The organism is Sorangium sp. So ce406 (genome assembly GCF_051474675.1).
Taxonomy (GTDB): Bacteria; Myxococcota_A; Polyangia; order Polyangiales; family Polyangiaceae; genus Sorangium; species Sorangium cellulosum_G.
Genome location: NZ_CP150340.1, coordinates 10609733 through 10633581 on the forward strand (window position 1 = coordinate 10609733; position 23849 = coordinate 10633581).

Consider the following 23849-nt stretch of genomic DNA (forward strand, 5'->3'; position numbering starts at 1 on the left):
GGTGACGCGCGCATGCCCGGCGGGAGCTGGCTTTTTGCCGCGTGTCCGCTCGACTCGACTCGATGCGACGGCAGGCGGATGGGCGCGAGACTACGGCCAGCGGCGCTCGCGCTTGAGGCGCTCACGCAAGGCGAGCAGCTCCGCCTCCTTCATGGCGCCGAGCGCCGCCTCGCGCTCGGGCGAGAGCTCGATGGCCAGCAGCTCGCACAGGTCCCGGAGGCCGGTGCGCAACCCCTCTTCGCGCCCCGACGCCTGGACCGCAGCCAGGCTCTCGAATCCCTTGCGCTGGAGCAGGTTGCGCAGGGTCACCTCGTGCGCCGCCTCGCGATCGTAGAGCGCCTCGACCGGCACCGGGTTCCTGAGCACGCCCGGCGCCTCCAGCGCCTCGCCCGGGTATGCCACCCGCGCCGGACTCAGCGCGGGCTGCCGCCGAGCGCGCCCGCCAGCCGGCGACAGCGCCGGGGACGGGCCCCCACGATCGGCCAGGCTCGCGCCCGCCTCGTACACCTCGACCCGCCGGGCGCCGCTCAGCCGGACAACCCAGATCCAGCGCGTGCCGGCCGAGAGGAGCTCGACCATCTTGCGCTGCAGCTCCCCCTCGTCTTGCCCCGTGTCCGCGTACTCCACGGCGAGCGGCGGCGCCGCGCTCGCCCATCCGGGCTTGTCCTGGACGTTGCCTACCGAGATGTCCGGCGCCCGGAGCATGTCCGGGCGCACGGAGACGCCGACATCCACACCGGCAGACTCGACCGCTGGATCGGTGTCCAGCACGGAGCCGCCCACCAGGTTGCCGCGCCCGCCGCGCTCCCCGGTCGGCAAGCACTCGACCAGCTCTCCTTCCGAGAGCTCGTAGGGATCACCCGGTCGGATCTGGTCGGCCGTGAGGGGAGAACGTGGCGGAGCGCCCATGGGGTATCTTCTCATACCTCCTAGTTCCGGGTAGACCGGCGCGTCGATCTCGGTTTCTGCGCGCCGCGCGACACGAGCGCGGCGCAGACGCGCGGGTCCTCGGCCAGCGCGGCCGCGGCCTTCACGGGCCGACGGCGCGCTGCTCGACGAACGTGCCGGCGCTGGTCGTGTACGCCAGCCAGAGCGAGCCGTCGCGGTCCGCCTCGATCGCCACGTGCTTGAACGACTTGCCCTCCACGGCCAGGCAGCGCGCCTGAAAGCGCCCCTCCGCGTCGAGCTGCCCGATCTCGAGCGCGTGCCGCGCCCCGGGCTCGCGCGAGGTCGGCCGGACGCGGGCCACGTGGATCGGCGAGACGCCCTGCGTGGCCGCGATCGGCGCGGGGCTGAGGCCGTTCGGGTAGAGCGACCAGACCGCCGGCATGTCGTCGCGCGGCGCGTCGGCGATGCGGATCGCGGCCATGCCGAACTCCGCCATGTCCTTCGACGCCGGGAGGAGCACGTACGCCGGCCCCTCGGGCCCGATCGCGAGCGCGCCGCCCATCCGCGACTCGCCCGCGTCGCCGACGAAGAGCACCGCGTCGGGGCCGAGCTCGAGCTTGCCTTCCGCGGTGGGCCGCAACGTGCGGGCATGGACCGGCGTCAGCGCCGAGCGCGCGTCGATGTACATCGCGAGCGCGCCGTCCCTCCACGGCGCGAGGGCGACGAACGTCGCGCCGCTGCCCTCCTCGGAGAGCGGCACGGCGGGCCTGTCGTCGAGCACCGCGAAGGCCTGCGTCACGGCCCCCTCGCTGGTCTTGCGGTCCGAGAGAAAGGCGAGGAGCGTGTGCCCCCCGGGCAGCGGAACCGCGGAGATCCCCGTGCCCCGGCGCCCGGCGCCGATGGGCGGCGCCGCCCCGCCGGACATCGGGGTCCTCCGGATCGTGCCGCCCTGATCCATGCAGAACACGAACCCGGAGGCCACCGCGCAGGCCGGCCACGACGCGCGCGCGGGCTCTCCGGCGCCGGCGTCGGTCGCGACCTCGTCGCGCGGCGGGACCGAGCCGACGAGCGCGGCGAACGCCGGCGCGACGGGCTGCGCCACGCCGTCGCGGTTGAAGATCACCCGGAAGTCCGCGCGCGCCTTCTCGTCGGGGGACCACAGCAGCGCCGGCCCGCGGAGCGAGAGCGCGAGCGGGCCCCGGCGGAGCTTGCAGCCCGCGTCGGGCGCCGCGGCGGCGGCGTCCGCGCCGGCGTCGGGCGCTGCCGCGTCCGCCGACGCGGTGGCTCCCGCGTCCAGCGCCGCCGCGCTCGCCGCGGGGACCGGGGCGAGCGCGGCGGAGGGCGCCGGCGCGGCAGCAGCCACCTCCGGCGCCGGCGCCGGCCCGGCGTCAGGCGCGCCGGCGCCGCCACGGCAGGCGGCGAGCAGCGCCGCCAGCGCGACCATGCGGGCACCGAGGGGCGAGGAGATCACCACCGCGACCCGACCCCGACGGGGGCCAGGATGTTCCCCGTGCGCATGCGAAGGGTATCGCGCTGGCCGCGTGGAGCGTCAACCCGGCCAGTACCGCGGCTCAGAGATCCTGCCAGGGATCTGCCTCGCGAGAGGAGAGATTTAACGCAAAGGCGCAAAGGCGCAAAGGCGCAAAGGCATGGTGTTTGTTCTTCTTTTTGCGTCTTGGCGTCTTGGCGCCTTGGCGTTAAATCTCTCTCCGGATCCATGGCCGGACTCCTGGAAGTCGAAACGAGCTTCACCGGAGCTGCTGCGCTGGACAGGGAAGCCGTGAGCGGGGCGCTCGGCGAGCTACATCGTCACGGGTCTTCGAACAGGCCTATTGCTGCTCGAGCACCGTGATCGACCGGTCCCAGTAGGACGCGACCACCGCCCGCGCGCCGTCCTTCGAGACCGCCACCGCGCACGCGCCCTTTCCGGTGGGCAGCGACGCGACCACCTTCGGCGGGTCGCCCGCGATGACCGCGACGCCGCTGCCGACCGGCGGCCACTGCGTCCCGCCGAGCGCCACGAACAGCGTCCTCCGATCGGGCGACGTCACGCCCGTCCGCGGGACCCCGCGGAACGGCAGCGTGCTCTTCACCGCCATCGCCGAGAGATCGATCACGCTCGCGTTCCGCCCGTCGGCGTTGAGCGTGATGCCATACCGGTCGTCGTGCAGCAGGAAGCCGGCGGTCGGCCCGACGCCGACAGGCGCCTTCCGCGTCTCGGTCACCCCGGCGACGCTCAACAGGATCGCCGTGTTGGACAGCCGGTCCGGGAAGAACACCGCGCCGCCATCCGCGGTGATGTCGCCCTCGCGCGGCTCGCGCCCGACCGCGATGCTCCGCCGCGTTGCGCCGAACGGCGACTCGCTCGGGTCGAACAGGTCAATCCAGGCGCCCGCCGGACGGCCGGCGTGCGTCAGCGCGCCGAGCGCCGCGATGTAAGGCCGCCCCTCGGCCTGCACCAAAAAGAGCTGCCCCGTCGCGTGCGGGAGCGTGATGTTCGCCAGCCGCACCCCCGTCGGCAGCTCGAACTTCGTCACCCGCTTCGTGTCCGTCGTCGCCGCGACAACCGTCCTGCCGTCCGGCAACGCCACGATGTCGCCCGGGCTCCGCCCCACGTCGAGCAGGACCGGGTCGCGATCCCACGCGGTCGTGTCCATCACCGGGATGCGCGCGGCGTCCTCGTGCCGCAGCACCGCGACGTAGCGGTCGAACAGGAGCCGGATGTGATCGCCCTGCGCCGGCACCGACGCCTTGTGGATGAGCTCGCCGCTATCGAGCTTGTACTCGCGCAGCGAGGCGTCGTCCGCGCTGACGTAGATCGACGTGCCGCTCGGGTTGAAGACCACGTCGAGCGGGTGGACGTCCCCGATCCGGAACTCGCGGGCACGCCAGCGGCCCGTCGGCTCGGGCGGCGGGGGCGGCGGCGTCGGGTCCGGGCCGAACGCGGCGGGGTTCGGCGCGTCGTCGCGCACCTCGGGCGAGGAGGCGGCGCCCTCGGGCGTGAGCGCGGTCAGCGGCGGCGCCTCGCCGACCGGCGACTTCAGGCTGGTCAGGGTGGCGATGATCACGGCCGCGACGCCGCTCGCCACCGACACCGCCGCCCGCGCCAGGCGCGGCTCGCGGCCCGAGAGCGAGGCGGAGGAGCCGCGGGGACGCTCGCCCAGCCACGCCTTGCAGGCGCGGCACTTGCGCGCCCCCTCGACGATGCGGACGCCGCAGCTCGGGCACGGGACGCGACGCTCGGTCATTGCAGCACCCACGCGACCTTGGCGCGATCGCCGAGCGCGAGCGCCGAGCCGCCGTCCGGGGCGAGCCGGATCCGCGTCGGCTCGCCGCCGAGCGGGTGGACCTTCGCCGCGTAGCTCTTCAGGTCGACCAGCGCCACCGAGCCGGCCCCGTCGCCGCTCAGCGCCACGACCACCTGCGCCCCGTCCGGCGCGACCGCCAGATCGAGCGCGCGGCCGGGGAACGTGACAGCGCGGAGGAGCTCGCGCTTCGCCAGGTCGAAGACCTGGATCGCCCGCCCCTCGTTGCACCGCACGATCGCGCGCCGGTCGCTCCGGACGAGCTCGATCTGCTCCGGCTCGCGGCACGTCGTGATGCGCGCCTCCTGCCGCACCGCGCCCGACGGGAGCCAGGTGAGCGGCACCAGGGTGTTCTCGGCCCGGAGCGCGACGAACCCCGCCGAGCCGTCCGGGCTCATGAGCGCGCTCGCCGGGTTGCCCACCATCGAGGTGCGCACGCGGTCCTGCTCCGAGCCGAGCCGGCTCGGGTCGAACGGATACGCGACACCCCCCGACGGCTCGCGCTGGCCAGGCTGCGGGAGCTGGCCCGTGGTCGTGATCGCGCGGGTGCCGCTGTCGTCGACGGCCACGGGGCCCACGGCGTCGTCGCCGAACTGGATGCGCTCGATCTCGGCGTGGTACTCGGTCGCGAGGATCGCCACCGCGTGCGCCTCCGGCAGCGAGGCGAGCGCGCGCCGGCCCGAGGCGCCGACGACGACGTCGCCCACGGCCTCGCCGAGCTCGATCGTCTTGAGCAGCCGCGTGGTGGCGGCGTCGATCACGTAGATGCGCGAGGGCGAGGTCGCGTACACGACGTCGCCCACGCGGTAGAGGCGCCGCACGTGGGGCGCCTCGGTGACGAGGCTCAGCGCCTCGCCGGTCCTGGAGCTGCGCACCTCGAGGCCGGAGGACAGCGCGACCGCGAAGCGATCGCGGTCGAGCGGGAGCGCGTCGGCCGCGTCCTTGGGGAGGGGGAAGGGCCCGGCGATCGACGGCGCGTCGACCAGGTGGCCAACGTTGTTCGGGCGCTGCCAGACGCAGCGGCCGAGCTGGCACGACTCGCCGCTCCAGCACGGGGCGCCGCACACGGGGGCCGGCGGGGCGACCGCCGTGGCGGCCCTGGACGGCGAGAACCGGTGGGGCGCCAGGTAGCGCAGCGCCGCGCCGGTGCTGATGAGCCCGAGGATGGCGCCGATCGTGACGAGCGGGCGCCAGTGCAGCGAGAGCCAGCTCGCGTCCGGCGGGGCTTCGGGGACCGAGGGGGCTCGCACCGGCTTCTTCGATGCGTCGGCCGGCTCGCCGCACTCGGGGCAGAGGGCGACGCCGGCGGTGATGCGCTCGAGACAGACAGGGCAAATCGCCTCACTGGCGCTGGGCGGGCGGGTCGACGGCGCGTCCGCCCACTCGGGCGACGGGCTCGCCTCGGCGGCGAGGCCGGCCTCCCGCGCGTCAGCGGCGCTGGAGCCAGGCTCGATGTCGCTCGACGTCTCGTGGTCCACTGCGCACCTGCGTCTCTCCGTGAGCGGTCCCCGCGTACTCCGAGCGTGCCCGGATGTCGAGCCCCCTCGTGCCGGCGCACCGGACATGGCGATGTCCTCCGCGCCGGTGCCCCCACAGCGGTGCCCAGAGCGGTGCTCAGAGCGGTGCCCAAAGCGGTGCCCAAAGCGGTGCCCAAAGCGGTGCCCAAAGCGGTGCCCAAAGCGGTGATCGAGCGGACGCGAAAGGGAAGTCGCGCTGCCTGAGGGAAGGCTCGCGCCGGCAGGATGAAGGTGGCAGGGGCTTCAGGTGAGCATGGTTGTGGCCGCCAGCTCGGGAGTCGGCCGGCGGCCGCCCTCGGCCAGCTCAGGAGTCGGCCGGCGGCCGCCCTCGGCCAGCTCAGGAGTCGGCCGGCGGCCGCTGGATGGCCGAAGCATCCTCGGTGTAGTCGGATTGCCCGACTGGCTCGCGCCCGTCCTTGGGCGCGGACGGCTCGATGCCCGCGGGCCGGTCGGCATAAGCCTCGTCCCGGGGATCCGCGTCGTCGTCCTCGGGCTGCGCGCCCGGCGGATCGAGCCCGGGGCTGTGGCCGATCTCCTCCGACGGCGCGCCCTCGCCCGCCCTGGTCTGCGCGTGCGCCCGCTCCGTGACATCACGTTGTTGATCACCCATCGTCGGATCCTCCTTCCGCGTCACGCGTACAGCGTTGCGTGCGATGTCCTGTATGCAATCCAGCGTCCACGCCCGCCGGCGCGCCTGTGGGAGAAGGTCGCTCGCGACGCCGGGCACAGCCGTACATCCGGTCGAGCCCGGCCCGTGACGTCGACCGGACCGCAGGTCACGCCGCGCGCCGGCGGCGAACGCGCTCATCCGGAGGGCCGACCCGCCCGCCAGGGCTCCGAGGCCGTGTCGCCCGGGTTCAACGCCGACCGCTCACCGGAACGAGCAGAAACGTATGAGATCAAACAATTCCAGCAACCTGGGTCCACCGGCTTCCGGCCACGATGCCCCGGGAGCATCGATGGTAGAAAATACCAGCCTCAGCACACTCAATGGCTTGCTGGAGGCGCGCAATTCCGCTGATGACGCATTACGTCAATACGCCGGGATAGCGACCTTATGCTACTTTGTCGCCGGGGCTTGGGACGACATCTTAGAGCGAGGTCGGTGATGAGAGCGATGAAGACGGCGGCGGGTTGCGTGGCGGTGCTTGCGCTTGTGGGCGTGCTGAGCGGGTGCAGCGCAGAGGCGGTTCCGAACAGCAGCGGCGGGGACTCGTCGTCTGAGAGCGCCGGTGGGCCTGGCGGGCCCGGGGGGCCCGGGGGGCCTGGGCCCGGCGGGACCGGGGGTTACGACGGGAGCTTCGGCTCGGTCAATCCCACCACCACGGGCGGCACCGGCGGCGGGAACCCTGGAGAGAACGGGCAGCAAAACGGGGAGTCCTGCGATGGCAAGTTCACCGGTCGGGTGCGCGATTTCAAGGAGGAGCACCCCGACATGGAGCCGCAGGACGTCGGCAAGTGCTCGAACTGCGACGACCACCAGATCGTCACCGACACCCTCGGAGAGGACCTGAAGCCCGTCTACGCCGGCGGGCCCGATGGCACCATGACCACGACCGGCAAGGCGAACTTCGACATGTGGTTCCGCGACATGGAAGGCGTGAACATGCCGAAGAACATCACGCTCCAGTTCGAGGACCCCGACAGAGACGGCGTGTGGACGTACAACGACCAGCTCTTCTTCCCCATCGACAATGAGCTCTTCGGCAACGAGGGGCGGGAGCACAACTACCACTTCACCTTCGAGATGCACATGGGCTTCGAGTACAAGGGCGGCGAGCAGTTCACGTTCGCCGGCGACGACGATGTCTTCACGTACATCAACGGGAAGAAGGTCGTCGACCTCGGGGGCATCCACGCCGAGCAGACCGAGATCGTCAACCTCGACGAGCTCGGGCTGGAGATCGGGAAGACGTACCAGCTCGACTTCTTCTTCGCCGAGCGCCACGTGACCGACTCCCACTTCCGGATCGACACCTCGATCGAGTTCATCAACTGCGGCGTCGAGGTCAAGTGACGCCGATCGACGGGCGCGGGCGAGGCTGAGAGCGCGCGCGGGCGCGCCCGGATCGCCCCGTCGCCCTCTCACTCCGCGCAGGAAAAGGTCTGTGGGCAGGCCGTGGATGCCGCGCAGTCGTCGCCGCACTCCTCGTGACAGCTCACGCACGCGGCGTAGCTCCCCTCGGTGGAGCAGAAGGGCACCGCGTCGCGCAGCTGATCGCAGCGCTGCTGCGCCTCCTCCGTCGAGAGCCCCCCGCAGCCGGCTGCGAGGGCGACCATCGAGAGCAGTGCCGTACCAAACCCCTGTCGTCGAGCCATCATCGCCTCCTTCGAGCCCCCCGAGCCTATCCGAAGCGTCGCGGTGAGGCCCGGCTTTCCGCGCCGCGCGCTCAGCCGTCCGCCGGGCGCGCGGGCGCGGCGAGCCCGTACGTGCCTGCGCCGCTCACCTGGATCCACGCGCGCATCACCTGGATCGGGCGGCCCGCCCGGGCCACGGCGGCGGCCGCGTCGCCGAGGTCGCGCGCGCACGCGGCGTGCAGGTCGTCGGTCGTCTCGTGGTCCTCCGCGGAGCGGCGGATCCACACCGCGGTGGACGGCATCGCCGCGCCCTCGTGCCTGTCTTGCCAGCGCCTGCCGACGAGGTGCGCCCGGAGGAGCTTCCTCGCGTCCGGGGGCGTATCCGGGTGAAGCTCGTAGACCATCGTCGCGATGAATGACCTCATGCGCGGAGCCTGCCGGAGCGGCGTTGGCCCGTCCAGAGAGGCAGAGCGCGGCCCGGCGCGCGCGTCTTGGAGCGCCGCGGCGCCGCGGCGCGCGCCCCGCCGGATCGTGCGCTGGGTTGCATTCGCGTGGGGGCGCGCTTATGCCGTGGCCGACAGCGGCTCCGTCGCGCCTGGGAGTCTCGATGACGCTCGATGAACGCCTCGCCGCGCTCGCTTCCTCCAAGCTCGTCACGCTGGTCCTCGACCCGGAGCACCTGCGCTTTCGCTGGGCCAACGCCGCCGCGGTGAGGCTCTGGAAGGCCGGGAGCCTGGACGAGCTCCTGGCGCGCGATCTCTCGGACATGTCGCAGGCGGCAAAGGCGCGCCTCGCGGGCTACGTGGCCCGGTTTCGACAGGGCGACACGGCAGAAGACACATGGACCGTCTACCCCGGCGGGAAGCCCGTGCCGCTCAGGGCGTTCTTCTCGGGTATCGATCTCGACGACGGGCGCCAGGGCATCTTGATCCAGGCGGTGTTCGACGAGGGGGCGCCGGAGGCGGCGCGCTCCCGGAGCGTCGAGGCGCTGCGCCATTCCTCGGTGATGGTGACGCTGCTCGACGCGCAGGGCGGCGTGCTGCTCCACAACCCCGCGGCGCTGCGCGCCTTCGGCGAGGATGCGCCGTTCGACGAGCGCTTCGTCGACAGGGCGCTCGCGCCGGAGCTCGTGGCGGCGGTGTCCGAGGGTCAGGTGATCTCGCGCGAGGCGCGGGTGATGACGCTGCAGGGCGAGCGGTGGCACGTGGTGGAGGCGCGTCCGGTGCCGGATCCGGCGACCGGCGACACCGCCCTGCTGGTCCAGCACACCGATCAGACCGAGCTGCGGGCGGCGGAGGAGACGGCCGAGGCGCGGGCGAAGCTCGTCGCGGAGCTCGCGGGGGCGCTCGAGCTCGTGGAGCACCAGAAAGAGGAGATCCTGGCGCTCTCGGCGCCCATCCTGGAGGTCGCCAGGGGCACGCTCGCGGTCCCGGTGATCGGCGCGCTCGACGGCGCGCGCAGCACGGAGATCGGGGCGCGGCTCCTCGGCGTCATCGTGGAGCGGCGATCCCGCTGCGTGATCCTCGACCTGACCGGGGTCGCGACGGCGGACGCGGCGGTCGCGGAGCACATCGCGCAGCTCGTCCGCTCGATCCGCCTGCTCGGCGCGAGGGCGATCGTCACCGGCGTGCGCCCGGAGCTCGCGCAGGCGTTCGCCCAGGCCGGAGCCGACCTGTCCGGGGTCGCGCTGCTGCGGAGTCTCCGCGAGGGGATCCGCGCGTCGGCGCGGGGCTGGAGCTAGAACGACGACGGGTTGAAACCCCGAGAAGAACGAACCACAGAGGCACAGAGGGCACAGAGGAAGAGAAAAGAAAGATAATTTACTTTCTCTTCTTCCTCTGTGCCCTCTGTGCCCTCTGTGCCCTCTGTGGTTCAAATCTCTTTCTTCCTGGGCGTTTCAAGCTGATCGGCGGGTTCATTCGGTCCGCCCCGTGACGCGCGGGAAAGTCCAGATCCGAGCGGCCGAGCAGCCTTGTCGGAGACGCTGCCAGCGCGGAGCGCGGGCCGCTGCGCTAGCATGCGCCGATGTCGCTCGACCCCCGGCGCATCCTGCCCATCGCGGATCGCCTCCATGCGGAGCCCGGCCATGCAGGCCGGGATGTGACCATTGCCTTCCTCGACTCCGGCTTCTACGCCCACCCGGATCTCGTCACGCCGCAGAGCCGCATCCTCGCCTACCACGACCTCTTCGCCCCCGAAGCAGGCCTGTCGGCGCTCGACAGCCCGGATGTGTCGTCGTGGCACGGGATGATGACCTCGGTCGTCGCCGCGGGGAACGGCGCGCTCTCGGAGGGGCGCTTCCGCGGGCTCGCCTGGGAGGCGAACGTCGTGCTGGTCAAGGTCGGCTCGGCGCACCGCATCGTCCACGACGACATCCGCAGGGGCATCGAGTGGGTGATCGCGCACCGCGAGCAGTACGGGATCCGCGTGCTCAACATCTCGTGCGGGGGCGACTACGAGGAGTCGTACCTGACCGGCAGCCTGTCGCGCGCGGCCGACGACGCGAGCCGGCACGGCATCGTTGTCGTGGCGGCGGCGGGCAACGCCGGGCACGACGCGGCCCACAACGTCCTTCCGCCGGCGAGCGCGCCGAGCGTGATCGCGGTCGGAGGGCTCGACGACGGCGGGGCCGGGGAGCAGACGTGGAATTACCACTCGTCGTACGGGCTCACCGTCGACGGGCTGCAGAAGCCGGAGATCATCGCGCCGGCGATCTGGCTGGCGGCGCCCATCCTGCCCGGGACGCCGACGGCGGCGCAGGCGCAGCTCCTGTCGCTGCTCGACCGCGCGCGGGACGAGGAGCTTCCAGGGCTGCTCGTCGAGCACGCGTGCGTCGATCCGGACCTCGACGCCGTCGCCGGGCGCGAGCCGTACCTCGTGCGCCAGCTCGCGGCGGCCAAGCTGCGCGACCAGAAGGTGATCTCCGGCCACTACAAGCACGTGGACGGGACGAGCTTCGCCGCGCCGATCGTGAGCAGCGTCGTGGCGCAGATGCTGGAGGCGAACCCGCGCCTCACGCCGCAGCAGTGCCGGCGCATCCTGATGAAGACGGCGCGCGGGCTGCCAGGCATCGCGCTCGAGCGGCAGGGCTGGGGCGTCGTGCAGCCCCGCGCCGCCGTGGCCGCGGCGCGGGCGGCCTGAGTCACTGCGGCACGGGCAGCGCCTTCTCGGCCCATTGCGGGATGTGGTTGCCTGTGGGATTGGCCATGTCGTCGTTCTGCTGGGGCATCCACACCGGCGCGAAGCTCGGATCGCCGTCGATCGACCCGCCCGGCGCGAGCGTCACGGCGGCGAACCAGAGCTGCGGCTTCGAGGTCCCGTCCGTCGACCCGGGCAGGCGCAGACCATAGGGGCGCCGCGACGAGAACGCGACCCAGTAGATGTTCTTGCCGCGGTACGTGTCGTGGCTCGGCCCGAAGCGCGGCCACGAGTTCGCCCAGGTGTCGTCGCCGTTCGCCCGCGCGAGGTCCACGGGCTCGCCCCCCTCGAGCGGGACGATCCGCAGGCGCGCGGAGTTGTCGTCGTAGGAGTCGCACGGGTCGTTGCCGGCAGCCCCGTTGCCGGGCGGCCCGTCGCAGCGCGACGTGTTGAACACCACCCAGGCGCCGTCGTCGGAGATGGTGGGATAGTAATGGCTCCTGTCCTGCTCGCGCGGCACGAGGGCCCTCGGCGCCTCGAAGCCGGCCGCCCCGTCGAAGCCCGCGATCAGGATCTGCGCGCCGCGCACCGTGTCGCCGTAGAGCTCCGGGCCCGCGCCGTTCTCGCCCGGCTGCCACGCGACGAAGGCGAGGTGCTTGCCGTCCGGCGACCAGAACGGCTGCGTCAGCCGCTCCGGCTCCTCGCCGAACAGGTCGCCGAGCGGCTCGAGCGTCTCGTCGGCGCGGCGCAGCGTGAGCACGCCGCGGAAGGCGTTCACCATCAGATCGCCGTCCGGTGAGAAGGTGGTCATGGTCGCGAACCCGCCGGGCTCGGTGTTGCGGAGCGCGATGATGTCCGCGGTCGCGACGTCCACCAGCGCGAACGACGACGGGCCGCTGCCGCCGAACGTCAGCGCCATCTTGTCGCCCGCCTGCGCGAGCGCGTGGCACCCCATGCACGGCATCTCCTGCCCGTTGGCCAGCGGCGGCGACTGCTCGTTCTCCCAGAACAGCTCGGGCGGGCTCGCCGCGTCGTCGAGGTCGTAGCGGTAGATGGCCGCCGACTGGAGCGTCGTCCCGTCCGTGCGCCAGTAATACAGGCCGCCGGAGAGCGACGCGCTCGCCCACCGGACGTCGATCGCCGCGCTCTCGCCGAGCGCGCTGCCGTCCTCGGCGGCGAGGCGGACGCGCGTCTCCATCGTGTCGCCCTCGCTCGCGCTCACGAGCATCGGGACGAGCTCCGCGGGCAGCGCCATCGCGCACCCGTCGGCGTCCGGGATGGGGTCGCAGGCGCCGACGAGCCGCAAGTCGATGAAATCGCCGGAGATCTCGATGCGGCCGACGCTCTGCCCGGCGCCGGCGCGACGCACCTGGAGCTCGACCGAGCCGATGTTGGAGGGGAAGAGCGCGCCGTCGAGCGGGTACGCGATCGCGGGGGCGCTCGCCGCCTCGGGCGCGCCGCCGAGCGCCTCGCTCGCGCCGGGGGGCGCGCCGGGCAGCGCGATCTCGCCGGCGAGCTTCACGGTGACGTCGGCGGTCGCCGTGATCGAGCCGCCCGCGGCGGTCACCCGGACCAGGCCGGGCGACGCGGTCGTGAGCTGCCCGGCGTCCACGTGGGCGAAGAGGTCGTCGGCGCTCCAGGTCACCCGGTCGGTGACGTCGCGCTCGGAGCCGTCCTCGAAGCGGCCGATCGCGCTGAGCTGCACGGCGGCAGCCTTGCCGTACGCGAACGCGACCGAGGTGGTGCCCGGGTCGACGCGCAGCGAGACGAGCCCCTCCACCGCGCCGCCGGCGCCGCTGGAGGAGCCGCCCCCGCCCTGCGCCCCGCCCGAAGGCGCGCCCGGGCTGCCGTCCGACGACGAGGAGCACGCCGCCCCGGCCGCCGCGATCGCCATCGCGAGGGCGAGGAGGAGCGCCCCGCGATCCGCCTTGCGCGAGCCTGCCCTCGCGGAGAACACGCGTGATCTCATGGTCTGACCTCCAGTTCGAGCACCGGACAGGCAGGCTACCAGAAGCGACGATCGGGGACATACGGCCTCGCCCCCGCCCGGCGCGACGACGTCTTCACGAGATCTCGCGCGCGTCGAGCTCGGCAGCGCCGGAGAGATCCCGGAGATCCGTTCGTCCATGGTGCATAAAAACACCCGTTCCGGCGCGGGCGAGGGGCCGCGATCCGCGTCGCGGGCGGCGCGCCGGGCGGCGACGAGGGCGGCGATCACAGGCACAGGGGGGCGACGAACGCGGCGATCACCAGGCAGACGCGGCCATCCAGGGGGAATACCTTGCGTACACCGTCGCCGGCCGGTAGCTTCCGGAGCGCCTCAAGGCTCGTTCGTCCTCGACCTCTGATCCGGCCGCCTGCTGCAACGTGGTTGCCTCTTCCGAACGTGGGGTGACGGCCGGTCGTCGGGGAGCGTTTTCGCATGGCGGCCCGCGGCACGATCCGGGCCGCCTGCGAGGGAAGCGGGGATCGTGCAACGGGATCGGCGGCAGACATGAGCAAGCGGCTTTATGTGGGGAACCTCGCGTTCCATTCGACGGAAGACAGCCTTCGCAACGCGTTCGAGGCGGCGGGTGTCGAGGTTCTCTCGATTCAGTTGATGACGGATCGGATGACCGGGCAGTCTCGCGGCTTCGGCTTCGTCGAGGTGAGCGATGCCCAGGCGCAGGCGGCCATCAACGCGCTGCACGGCAAGGACCTCGACGGCCGCACCCTGACGGTCAATGAGGCGCGCGAGCGCACCGGCGGCCCCGGCGGGGGCGGCGGCGGCGGCGGCTTCCGTGGCGGCGGCGGCGGCGGTGGTGGCCGTGGCGGCGGCGGCGGCGGGCGCGGCGGCCGCGGAGGTGGCGGCGGGCGCGACCGCTGGTAGCCAGCGGCAGCGCCTAGCTGTCGCCAGCGGCAGCGGATAGCTGGCAGCGAGGCTGCCCCCCGGCGCGCTCCGCGCCGCGGGGGCCCCGCTGCGTCGTTCACATCGACGACATCGACAACGTCGACCTCATCGACAGCATCGACCAGCGCTGGCCGCGCCTGTGCGGCCAGCGCCGGGCGCTCTCACTGGCTGGCGCGCTGCGAGCCGGGGCGGCGGAACGGCTTGCGGCCGGCGAAGATCTGGCCGTCGCCGAGCGCGTACGCGATCCGGAGCAGCTGGTTGTACTTCGCGACGCGATCCGAGCGGGACGCGGAGCCCGTCTTGATCTGGCCCGCGTTCGTCGCGACCGCGAGGTCGGCGATGAACGTGTCCTCGGTCTCGCCCGAGCGGTGCGAGATGATCGACCGGTAGCCGCCCTCGCCCGCCTGGCGGATGCACTCGAGCGTCTCGGTCACGGTGCCGATCTGGTTCAGCTTGATGAGGATGGCGTTCGCGAGGCCGTCCTCGATGCCCTTCGAGAGGCGGGCGGGGTTCGTCACGAAGAGGTCGTCGCCGACGAGCTGGACCTTCTTGCCGAGCCGCTCGGTGAGCAGCCGCCAGCCCTTCTCGTCGTTCTCGGCGACGCCGTCCTCGATCGACACGATCGGGAACGCCTTGCTGAGCTCCTCGTAGATCGCGACGATCTCCTCGCGGGTCTTCTGCTGCTTGTCGAAGGTGTACCGCTCGGTCTTCGCGTCGTAGAACTCGCTGAGCGCCGAGTCGAGCGCGACGCCGACGTCCTCGCCGGGGCGGTGGCCGGCGGCCTCGATGGCGCGCACGACGTACTCGAGCGCCGCCCGGTTCGACGGCAGGCGCGGGGCGAAGCCGCCCTCGTCGCCGACGGCCGTGACCATGCCGTCCTTCTTGAGCAGGCCCTTCAGGGTGTGGAAGATCTCGGCGCCCGTGCGCAGCGCCTCGGCGAACGACTCGGCGCCGTAGGGGACGACCATGAACTCCTGGATCTCCAGGCCGTTGTCGGCGTGCACGCCGCCGTTCAGGATGTTCATGAGGGGCGTCGGCAGGACGCGCGCTGCGGCGCCGCCGAGGTAGCGCCAGAGCGGCAGGTCGACCGTGTCCGCGGCGGCGCGCGCGGCCGCCATCGAGACGGCGAGGATCGCGTTCGCGCCGAGCTTCGACTTGTTGGCGGAGCCGTCCGCCTTGATGAGGACCTGATCGAGCTCGGCCTGATCGAGCGCATCCATCCCGAGGATGGCCGGACCGAGGACGGTCTCGATGTTCTTCACCGCGGTGAGCACGCCCTTGCCGAGGAAGCGCTTCTTGTCGCCGTCCCTGAGTTCGACGGCCTCGTGCTCGCCGGTCGACGCGCCGCTCGGCACGGCCGCGCGGCCGGTGCCGCTCAGCGTGGTGACCTCGGCTTCGACGGTGGGGTTGCCGCGCGAATCGATGACTTCGCGCGCGATGACGCTCTGGATCTCCGACATGACCTCTCCTCAAGGGGCCGCGTTCGCGCGTCCCCGGAAGTTCTCGAGGGGGGCTCGAGAAGCGGGCGGAGCATAGGCACGGCCCCTTCCGGATGTCGACGCTCCGGTGCACCGGCGGAGCTCGGCGGTCCCGGGCCGACCGCCGGCGGGGCGCGCGCCCGGGTCGACGGTCGGTGCGCGCCTGGCGTAAGCTCGCGGCCGCGTGGAAACCTCCATCGGCGTCTTCGGTGAGGAGATGCTCCTCTGGCTCTGCATGCTCCGCCAATCCCCCCGGCGGCCGCCGGCCGATCACGTGCTGCGGCAGGCGAACCTGCTGCTCGAGGAGCTCAAGGGGTCCAGGCTCGGGCGGGAGATGCCGAACGCCTCGGTCGACGACGGCATGTTCGCGATCGCCGCGTTCGCGGACGAGCTCGCGATGTCGCTGCCCGATCTCCGGCCGGTCTGGGCCCAGCGCCCGCTCCAGGCCGCGCGGTGGACGACGAACAACGCGGGCGTCGAGCTCTTCGAGCGGCTGGAGCGCGTGCGGAAGGGCCCGCTGCCGGTGATGGCGACCTACGCCTGCGTGCTCGGGCTCGGCTTCCGCGGCCGCTACGGGCTGCCGGGGCAGAACATCGACGACCTGCTGCGGATCCGCCGCGACCTCTCGCTGAAGCTCGGCGTCGATCCGGATCGGGACTGGAACGGCGGGGTGCTCCGGCCGGTGCGCGTCGACGGCGTCGCGGTCCAGCACCTCCCCAAGCTGCCGCTGTGGAAGTCCGCGCTGGTCGGGCGGACGCTGGCGGCGCTCGTCGCGCTCGCGGGCGCGGGCGCGATGGCGTGGACGCTCGCCCAAAGGGTCGGATGAGCGGCTCCTTCGTCTACGAGCTGGCGAGCGTCCACGCGCTGGTCCAGCAGGCGAACCCTGGCAGCGCGGAGGGGATCTACGCGGTCCCCTGCTACCTCGTGCTCGGCGAGCCCGGCTCGGGCCGCTCCACGGTGATCCGCTCGATGAACCTCACCTGGCCCGCGGGCGGCGGCCCGCTCGCGATCGGCGTGCCCGGGGCGCGTTGCTCGTACTGGCTGGCGAAGGAGGCGCTCTTCATCGAGCCCGAGGCGACGGTGCTCGGCCCGCGGCGGGAGCCGGCCGAGCTCGCGCAGCTCTGCGAGGAGCTGCGCCGCTCGCGCAAGCGCGAGCCGATCGACGGCATCCTCCTCGTGCTGAGCATCGCCGAGTTCATCGAGCTCGACGAGCAGGGGCTCGACGCCTACGCGAACCGCATCCGCGCGTACCTCGTCGAGGTGGGCCGCGCGCTGCGCGCGGACGTGCCGGCGTACGTGGTGCTGTCGCGCTACGACACGCTCTGGGGGTTCGCCGAGGTGTTCCAGTGGACCGCCGAGCGCGGGCGCGAGGAGCCCTGGGGCTTCGCGCTCCCGCTCGAGACGAGCCCGGACAAGACGGCGCCGCGCATCCTCCAGGAGCTCGAGGGGCTGAACGCGCGGCTGGAGTCGTATTGCCTGGCGCGGGTGAGCTCGGAGGATCCGCCCGAGGCGAGGACGCGGGCGTTCCAGCACCTCGCGGAGGTGCGGGGGCTGATGGCGCGGCTGCGGCAGCTCTTCGGGGTGATCGCGATGGAGAACGCGTTCGAGCGCGCGCCGTGGCTCCGCGCGGTGGCGATCGGCAGCGCGCTGCCGGGCATGGGCGACCGGCTGCGCGCGGGGGTGACGCGGTTCATCAACATGGGGCTGGCGCAGCCGCCGAACGTGGCGGTCGCGCAGCGGCCGGGCGGGCTGCCGATCCACCAGACGATGCGGACGGTCGTGCTGCCGGAGCGCGACATCGTGCCGCTCCGGCCGCGGTGGCGGGACGACCGGTTCACGCTGATCGGCTTCGCCGTCGGGTTGCTGCTGCTCGTCGGGGCGGGGATCACCGAGCTCATCCTGCGCTTCGTGGGGTGACGCCGCAGAGGGCTTGATCCTGGCGACCTGACGGGGGCGCTCAGCGACGCTGTCCGGGCTGTGCTGGATTCACGCTCACGGCGCGGCACCGCATTTGCACGAAATTGCGGTTGAAAGGAGGTTCCCATGGCGGAACAGCAGCGTCAGCAGACGGGGCAAGATGTGTCCGTTGGCAAGTCGCAGCAGGGCAAGCCCAGCAGCCAGGCGATGGGTCAGCCCTCCTCTCAGGCCGCCGGCGGGCCGTCCACCGGAATGCAGCGTCAGCAAGGAGGTGCGCAGATCGGGCGCTACGGCGGGGCGGGCGGTCTCATGAGCCCGTTCACGATGATGCGCCGGATGATGGAGGACATGGATCGCATGTTCGATGATCTCGGCTTCGGAGGGGTGCTCTCGCCGTACAGGCAGGCTCGCCCGACGGCCGAGCAGGGGGGCGGGCGGGGCCTCTCGTCGCTCGGCGGCGGCCTCTGGGCGCCGCACATCGAGGTGGGCGAGCGCGGCGGCCAGCTCGTCGTGAAGGCCGATCTCCCTGGCGTGACGAAGGACGATATCCGGGTGCAGGTCCAGGGCGACGCGCTGATCATCGAGGGCGAGCGCCGGCAGGAGCAGCAGGAGCAGCGCGAGGGGGTGAGCTACACCGAGCGCAGCTACGGCTCGTTCGTGCGGTCCATCCCGCTGCCCGAGGGCGTGCAGGTCGACGACGTGAGCGCCACGTTCGAGAACGGCGTCCTCGAGGTCTGCCTGAAGCTGCCGCAGCAGCAGCGCGGCCGCTCGATCGAGATCAAGAGCGGCGGGTCCGCGGCGCAGATGGCGAGCGGGCAGGGCGCGGGCGGCGGCCAGGCGGCGTCCGACAAGGCGAAGCAGCCTAGCTGATTGGCTTCATCCACGGCCGGGGGGCGGCGCCGCGCCGCCCCCCGGCGGCATGATCCCAGCGGAGGAACCGATGATCACCGACTGCGTTGTTCGAAACTGGTGGGCGCCTGTCGTTCGGGGCGTCCTCGCGATGGGCTTCGGCGCGCTCACGCTGGCCGTGCCGCGGATCAGCCTCAAGGTGCTGATCCTGCTCTTCGGCGTGTATGCCCTGGCCGAGGGCGTGACGAACATCGTCGGCGCCGTCCGCGGCGGCGACGAGCGGCGCCGCTGGTGGGTCCTGCTCCTCGAGGGCCTGGTGAGCATCGGTGTCGCGCTCGTCACGCTGTTCTGGCCGGGCATCACCGCCGTCCTGCTCGCCCTCTGGATCGGCGCGTGGGCGATCGTGACCGGCGTGCTCGAGATCGGCGCGGCGATCCGGCTCCGCAAGCAGATCGAGGGCGAGTGGCTCCTCGGGCTCGCGGGGGTGCTCTCGGTCGCCTTCGGCGTGCTCATGATCGTCGCGCCGGGCGCGGGGGCGCTCGCGCTGGTCCTGTGGATCGGGGCGTATTCGCTGGTGTTCGGCATCTTCCTGATCGCGCTGGGGATCCGGCTGCGATCGTTCAGCACCGCCGCGGTGGGGCCCGGCGCGGGGCCGATCCACGGGGTGTGAGGAGGTCGCCAGACGCCCCCTGACGGGAGCCCGACGGTGCCCTGAGAGCGCCACGCGCTCTCAGGCACCGTGGCGGGCGGGGCGGCTCACGCCACCGCTTCTTCGAGCTCTCCGAGGACGATCGCCGCCGCGACCGCAGGCTCGAACAGCTCGGCGCGCGCGGCGCGGTACTCCGGATCGGCGAAGAACCGCTCCCGCGTCGCGCGGTCGGGGAACACGATCGTGAAGACGCGGTTGATGCGCTCATCCCCCTTCAGCACGCGCGCCACCACGAAATCGTGGCCGAAGGCGCCGCCGTAGGTCGAGAGGATCGGCGTCATGCGGGCGCGATAGCTGGCGTAAGCCGCCTCGTCCGTCACCTGGAGCCCCATCAGGAGCACGTGCTTCCGGCCCTCAGCGTCCATGGGAGTAGCCTCCGTCCACGTCGAGCGTCGTGCCGGTCACGAAGCCGGCCCTGGCCAGGTACAGCGCTGCTTCCGTCGTGTCCCGCACCTCGCCGATCCGCCCGAGAGGGTGAATCGACGCCATGGAGTCGGCGTTCTCGCCGATGAGCGGCGTGCGGATGATGCCGGGCGCCAGCGTGTTCACGCGGATGTCGTGGCGGGCCAGCTCGGCCGCGAGCGAGACGGTGAGCGCATGGACGCCGCCCTTGCTGGCCATGGCGGCCGAGGCTGGCATCGCGGTCATCGCTTGCTGCACGAGCACCGTGCCGACGTTGATGATCGAGCCCCCGCCGCCCTCGATCATGAGCGGCACCGCGGCCTGCGTCATCAGGAACGTCCCTTTCACGTTGGTGGTGAAGAACCGGTCCAGGTCCTCCTCCGTGCTCTCGAGAAACGGCTTCACGCCGAAGATCCCGGCGTTGTTGATCAGCACATCGACGCCGCCGAAGCGCTCCCGCGCGGCGGCGACGACCGCCCGCGCGGTGGCCCGATCGCCCACGTGACCCGGCACGGCGACGACGCGCGTGCCGCCTTCGAGGCTCCGCCGCGCCCGGTCGAGCTTCTCCGGATCGCGCCCGTTCAGGACGAGGCTCGAGCCCTCGGCCAGGAAGCGCCTCGCGAGATCGAGGCCGATACCGCTGCTGGCGCCGGTGATGATGACACGATCGATTCGGTTGGACATGGAGTGTCGCTCCTTCTGGTCGACACCTTGGGGCCACTCCCCGGAACAAGAAAGTGGTATGTTTCTATGGACTCCATAACCTCCGGTTCTGGACCCTGCGCGTGCCGCCATGACCTACGATCAGCTCGTCGCCTTCCTCGCCGTCGCGGGCGAGGGCTCGTTCAGCGCCGCGTCCGCGCGGCTGCACAAGTCCCAGCCGGCGGTGAGCAAGCTGGTGCGCAACCTGGAGGGCGAGCTGGGGGTCACGCTGTTCGATCGCCGGGAGTACCGCGCGACGCTCACCGACGCCGGCCGCCTGTTCCAGGAGCGCGCGGCGGCGGTCATCGAGAGCACCGAGGCGCTGCGGAGCTTCGGCATGCGGCTCTCGGGCAAGGTGGAGCCGATCGTGCGGCTCGCCGTCGAGGCGGTGACGCCGCTCGGGCCGATCATGGCCGTCTTCCGCGGGGTGCAGGCGCGTTATCCGCTGGTGCGCATCGAGCTCGGCACCGAGCGGCTGGCGGGCGCCGCCGACGCGCTGCGCGAAGGCCGCGCCGATCTCGCCGTCGCCACGAGGCTCGGGATCGACGCGTCCGAGGTGGAGATGGCGCCCTTCTGCGACGTGCGCGTGCTCCCGGTGGCGCGCTTCGATCACCCGGTGGCCACCTGCGGCACGCCGATCCCGCCGGCGCTGCTGCGGGCGCACGCGCAGATCGTCCTGCGCGACAGCGCGACGGGGAGCGCCTCGCCGTCGCTGAACGTGCTGGAGGGCGGCCTGCGCTGGAGCGTGACCGACGTCGCGGCGAAGCGGGAAGTCATCCTCGCGGGCATGGGCTGGGGCGGCCTGCCCGAGCACGTGGCCGCCGGCGCGCTCGCGGCGGGCGAGCTGGTGAAGTTGCAGGTGCCCGAGTTCAAGGCCGACGTCATGGAGCTGTTCGTGATGCGTCGCCGTGATCGACCGCACGGCGTGGTCGCGCAGGCGCTCTGGGAAGCGCTACGGAGCGGCGGCCGCGACGCCGGGACGCCGGCGTCGGCCGGGAAGGCCCGGCGCCGGCAGAAGAGGGGTTGAGGCCGGTGCGCGCGCCGCCTCGTCGGCACGACGCGCGCGCGTTGCGCTCCAGCATTCCTCCGCGGCCTCGATGTGCCGCGCTGCCGTCTTGCGATCGGCCACGCCGTCGTCCGGCCCCCTGGAGAAGCGACGCCAGCTCAACAACTCATCTGTACATCGAAGAGTCCGCCTTGACTCCACAGCCTGCGGGGTCATGAGCTTCGTCGACAGCGCCTGCGTGGTGACGAGCGGCTCCGGACGATACCGCCAGCGTGCCAGCGTGCCAGCGTGCCAGCGTGCCAGCGTATCTTCTGGGTGGCAGGCCTCCTGCACGATAAAAATGCGTGCTGCGCGTGCGAAGCGCCTGGCCTGACGTTTGCAACATGAGTCCCCGGAGAATGGTTTTCCTTCTCCCTCACGGGCTTCGGCAACGAAATGTGTGTCGCCCTGCGTGCCACGAGCGTGGCGCGGAAAATCAACACTTATACTGGAACAACATAGCAGATGAGCAACAACAAATATTCGAAGCGCTGTCTCGAAATGGGAGGACCTGGGCTCGCATGGATTCGCATGGGCGCGACCAGCGCGCTGCTCGCTCTGGCAGCCGTGGGGTGTAGCGCCGCAGACCCAGGCGATGACTTTTCCGACGAACCGCTCGGGACTGACGCGCAAGAGGTCCGCGCCGGCACGCCAGGCGGCGGAGTCGGCACCGTGCAGATCGGTGGCTGCACCGGAACGCTGATAGGTGTACACATGATCCTGACCGCGGCTCACTGCTTTGACGACGATCTCGGATCGGCGTTGTCGGGGACCGTTTTCACCAAGATATCCTACGCGCACGCCGGGGGTACCTGGAGCTGCATGACGGGCGCCCCCGCGAATGACAAGTGCGATATGGACCGCGGCGTCTTCGTGCACCGCTACCAGCAGGGATGGGACGCGAAGTATGACCTGGCCGTCGTCTTCACCAACCAGATGGGCGACTCGTTCCGCAACGTGACTGCCTCCGACGCTGCCGACGGGTTCTACACAGGGAGCCTGTCTCCTGCGGAGCCCTATCGACTCTACGGGCGAGGCTACAATCACCCGGATGGCACAGGCAATGGAGTCATGCGCTACATGGACGACTCGCTGAACTGGGTAGGTGAGAGGCACTTCGTCACGGACGCGGGATACGATCGAGTTTGCTCGGGCGACTCGGGCAGCCCGTATTTCCTCAAAAGCGGAGGCATCCCCACCAAATGGACGTTCGGCATACACTCCAACAGGGACGACTCAGGCGACGCGTGCGCCGCGGAGGGCGACAAGTTTCGGGGCATGCGGCTGACCCCGTTCCGGGCTAGCCAGATCAATGATTACCGCGCCGACCGAGGACTTCCGTCATGCGTGCATCCCTCGAGTTCATCCCCTGATTTCTGGGTCTGCCAGTGAGCGGCGACTGATCCAGGCTGCTGCTCGGATGTCCGACTGACGTCTTCCAGGCCAGGTCGGCCTGCGCGCTCTCGGCCTGGGCGCCAACACCGCCGGTGGCGTACGAGCCCGGACCAGCCCCGGAGAGCGCGCATCGCGGCGCAGGCCCGCGGCGATCAGCGCCGCCTGCGCCGCGCTCCACGTACGTGAGCGCAGCGCCTCCCTGGATGCTCCTGGGGCCCCCATCATTTCCCGCTGCTGCTTGGTCCGTCTGGACCCTTTGCTCCTGCGCGCGGCGAGGCGGACCGAACGTGCTCCGCGCCGCCCTCGGTTCCTTCGGCGGGCGCCGCCCCCCCGCTCGACCCGAGGATCGCGAGCTCGGTCTTGATCCACCGATCGAGCTCCCCTTGCAGGCTGAACAGCGCCAGATCGAACTCCCGGCCATTGACCACGATGAACGGCGTCCCCGAGAGCCCGGCGCGGTCGGCCTCGGCCTTGTCGCGCGCGATCACCTTCGCGGCGGCCTCGCCCGCCATGTCGGCGCGGAACCGGGCCATGTCGAGGCCGATCCGCTGCGCATAGCCGAGCAGGTCCTTCTCCTCGAGGCGCTGCTGGTTCTCGAACAGGAGGCGCTCCATCTGCCAGTAGCGGCCCTGGGCGTGCGCCGCGATGGCCGCGCGCGCCGCGGGCTCGGCGTGCGCGTGCGATCGCAGCGGATACACCTTGTGGACCAGCCGGACGTTCGGCGCGTGGCGCTCGACGATCTCGTCGAGGATCGGGACCGCGCGACCGCAGGACGGACACTCGAAGTCCGACCAAACGACGATCTGGACCGGCGCGCCCTCCGGCCCGCGAGAGGGCGAGTCGGCGAGATCGATCTTCTTCACGTTCGGACCGAACCGAACGCCGTACGCCGACTGCGCCTCTGCGCCGCTCGCGCCGCCGCGGATCTTGTCGGCGAGGAGCTGCGCGGCGGGCACGCAGGCCGCGCAGGGGCGCGCCTCGCGGACACACTGCGCGAGCGACACGGCGTGTTCGGGGCAGGGCGCGTAGAGCTGCGAGACGAGCTGCCACCAGGTATGGCGCTCGCGGCGAACGAGCTCGGCCGTGTTGACGCCCGGCAGCTCCTCCGGCTCGCCGCCGGGGGCGTCGAGCGGCGCGGCGCCGGGCGGGCCGGGCAGCGGGACCGCGGGGGAGTCCGCGAACTGAGGCTCCTGCCGGTCGGCGCCGCCGCACGCGGCGAGCGCGGCGAGCGCGGCGAGCGCGGCGAGCGCGAGCCGTCGTGCACCTGATTTCGGAATGAACACGCGCGGATGCTACACCGTTGCCGCCGCGCGGCG

General features: G+C 72.0%; 22 protein-coding genes. 10 read left to right on the forward strand and 12 right to left on the reverse strand.

Annotated elements, in window-relative coordinates; genetic code table 11:
• Positions 1–90: 90 nt before the first annotated feature.
• The 5 genes from WME96_RS39835 to WME96_RS39855 form a co-directional block, all read right to left on the reverse strand.
• A complete protein-coding gene (locus WME96_RS39835) occupies positions 91–924 on the reverse strand; it encodes a Uma2 family endonuclease (protein ID WP_437286782.1) in 834 nt (277 codons plus the stop codon).
• A 106-nt stretch (positions 925–1030) separates the two neighbouring features.
• Entirely contained in the window at positions 1031–2332 is a 1302-nt protein-coding gene (locus WME96_RS39840) for a hypothetical protein (RefSeq protein ID WP_437286783.1), read from the reverse strand.
• 385 nt (positions 2333–2717) lie between these two features.
• Positions 2718–4136, reverse strand: a complete 1419-nt coding sequence (locus tag WME96_RS39845; RefSeq protein WP_437286784.1) for a YncE family protein — start codon at positions 4134–4136, stop codon at positions 2718–2720.
• On the reverse strand, positions 4133–5671 hold the full coding sequence (locus WME96_RS39850; RefSeq protein ID WP_437286785.1) for a YncE family protein: 1539 nt from the start codon (positions 5669–5671) through the stop codon (positions 4133–4135). The genes WME96_RS39845 and WME96_RS39850 overlap by 4 nt, the downstream gene beginning before the upstream one ends.
• A 376-nt stretch (positions 5672–6047) precedes the next feature.
• Positions 6048–6320: a hypothetical protein gene (locus WME96_RS39855; RefSeq protein ID WP_437286786.1), complete on the reverse strand. Its 273-nt coding sequence runs from the start codon at positions 6318–6320 to the stop codon at positions 6048–6050.
• 498 nt (positions 6321–6818) lie between these two features.
• On the opposite strand from WME96_RS39855, the gene WME96_RS39860 reads away from it, so the two are divergent.
• On the forward strand, positions 6819–7727 hold the full coding sequence (locus WME96_RS39860; protein ID WP_437286787.1) for a fibro-slime domain-containing protein: 909 nt from the start codon (positions 6819–6821) through the stop codon (positions 7725–7727).
• Between the two features lie 68 nt (positions 7728–7795).
• Here WME96_RS39860 and WME96_RS39865 read toward each other — a convergent pair whose 3' ends face one another.
• Both WME96_RS39865 and WME96_RS39870 read right to left on the reverse strand, forming a co-directional pair.
• Complete coding sequence (locus tag WME96_RS39865) at positions 7796–7990, reverse strand: hypothetical protein (RefSeq protein WP_437286788.1); 195 nt, start codon at positions 7988–7990, stop codon at positions 7796–7798.
• A gap of 110 nt (positions 7991–8100) precedes the next feature.
• Entirely contained in the window at positions 8101–8433 is a 333-nt protein-coding gene (locus WME96_RS39870) for a hypothetical protein (RefSeq protein ID WP_437286789.1), read from the reverse strand.
• A gap of 182 nt (positions 8434–8615) precedes the next feature.
• Here WME96_RS39870 and WME96_RS39875 point away from each other — a divergent pair, with 182 nt between their 5' ends.
• Together WME96_RS39875 and WME96_RS39880 are read left to right on the forward strand one after the other, a co-directional pair.
• Positions 8616–9749, forward strand: coding sequence for a PAS domain-containing protein (locus tag WME96_RS39875; protein ID WP_437286790.1), 1134 nt, complete (start codon positions 8616–8618; stop codon positions 9747–9749).
• Positions 9750–10033: 284 nt separating this feature from the next.
• Positions 10034–11149 carry a S8 family serine peptidase gene (locus WME96_RS39880; RefSeq protein WP_437286791.1) on the forward strand — a complete coding sequence of 372 codons (1116 nt, stop codon included), beginning with the start codon at positions 10034–10036 and terminating at the stop codon, positions 11147–11149.
• A gap of 1 nt (position 11150) precedes the next feature.
• On the opposite strand, the gene WME96_RS39885 is transcribed toward WME96_RS39880, so the two are convergent.
• Positions 11151–13115, reverse strand: coding sequence for a hypothetical protein (locus WME96_RS39885; protein WP_437286792.1), 1965 nt, complete (start codon positions 13113–13115; stop codon positions 11151–11153).
• A gap of 525 nt (positions 13116–13640) precedes the next feature.
• Here WME96_RS39885 and WME96_RS39890 point away from each other — a divergent pair.
• Positions 13641–14015, forward strand: coding sequence for an RNA recognition motif domain-containing protein (locus WME96_RS39890; protein ID WP_437286793.1), 375 nt, complete (start codon positions 13641–13643; stop codon positions 14013–14015).
• A gap of 182 nt (positions 14016–14197) precedes the next feature.
• On the opposite strand, the gene eno is transcribed toward WME96_RS39890, so the two are convergent.
• Entirely contained in the window at positions 14198–15496 is a 1299-nt protein-coding gene (gene eno, locus WME96_RS39895) for a phosphopyruvate hydratase (protein ID WP_433930319.1), read from the reverse strand.
• 202 nt (positions 15497–15698) lie between these two features.
• Between eno and WME96_RS39900 the strand changes: the two genes are divergently transcribed.
• The 4 genes from WME96_RS39900 (at position 15699) to WME96_RS39915 (ending at position 18950) form a co-directional block, all read left to right on the forward strand.
• Positions 15699–16340 (forward strand): DotU family type IV/VI secretion system protein, encoded by a 642-nt coding sequence (locus WME96_RS39900; RefSeq protein ID WP_437286794.1) that lies wholly within the window; start codon positions 15699–15701, stop codon positions 16338–16340.
• Complete coding sequence (locus WME96_RS39905) at positions 16337–17431, forward strand: type VI secretion system protein (protein WP_437286795.1); 1095 nt, start codon at positions 16337–16339, stop codon at positions 17429–17431. Before WME96_RS39900 ends, WME96_RS39905 begins: the two co-directional genes overlap by 4 nt.
• 126 nt (positions 17432–17557) lie before the next feature.
• Positions 17558–18301: an Hsp20/alpha crystallin family protein gene (locus tag WME96_RS39910; RefSeq protein ID WP_437286796.1), complete on the forward strand. Its 744-nt coding sequence runs from the start codon at positions 17558–17560 to the stop codon at positions 18299–18301.
• A gap of 70 nt (positions 18302–18371) precedes the next feature.
• Entirely contained in the window at positions 18372–18950 is a 579-nt protein-coding gene (locus tag WME96_RS39915) for an HdeD family acid-resistance protein (protein ID WP_437286797.1), read from the forward strand.
• An 86-nt stretch (positions 18951–19036) separates the two neighbouring features.
• Here the strand turns inward: WME96_RS39915 and WME96_RS39920 are convergent, their stop codons facing one another.
• Together WME96_RS39920 and WME96_RS39925 are read right to left on the reverse strand one after the other, a co-directional pair.
• Positions 19037–19354, reverse strand: a complete 318-nt coding sequence (locus tag WME96_RS39920) for a DUF1330 domain-containing protein (RefSeq protein ID WP_437286798.1) — start codon at positions 19352–19354, stop codon at positions 19037–19039.
• Positions 19344–20075, reverse strand: a complete 732-nt coding sequence (locus WME96_RS39925; RefSeq protein WP_437286799.1) for an SDR family NAD(P)-dependent oxidoreductase — start codon at positions 20073–20075, stop codon at positions 19344–19346. Before WME96_RS39925 ends, WME96_RS39920 begins: the two co-directional genes overlap by 11 nt.
• A gap of 109 nt (positions 20076–20184) precedes the next feature.
• On the opposite strand from WME96_RS39925, the gene WME96_RS39930 reads away from it, so the two are divergent.
• Positions 20185–21120 carry a LysR family transcriptional regulator gene (locus WME96_RS39930; RefSeq protein WP_437286800.1) on the forward strand — a complete coding sequence of 312 codons (936 nt, stop codon included), beginning with the start codon at positions 20185–20187 and terminating at the stop codon, positions 21118–21120.
• 483 nt (positions 21121–21603) lie between these two features.
• Positions 21604–22530, forward strand: coding sequence for a trypsin-like serine peptidase (locus tag WME96_RS39935; RefSeq protein ID WP_437286801.1), 927 nt, complete (start codon positions 21604–21606; stop codon positions 22528–22530).
• A 224-nt stretch (positions 22531–22754) separates the two neighbouring features.
• Here the strand turns inward: WME96_RS39935 and WME96_RS39940 are convergent, their stop codons facing one another.
• Positions 22755–23816, reverse strand: coding sequence for a DsbA family protein (locus WME96_RS39940; RefSeq protein ID WP_437286802.1), 1062 nt, complete (start codon positions 23814–23816; stop codon positions 22755–22757).
• Positions 23817–23849: the final 33 nt, after the last annotated feature.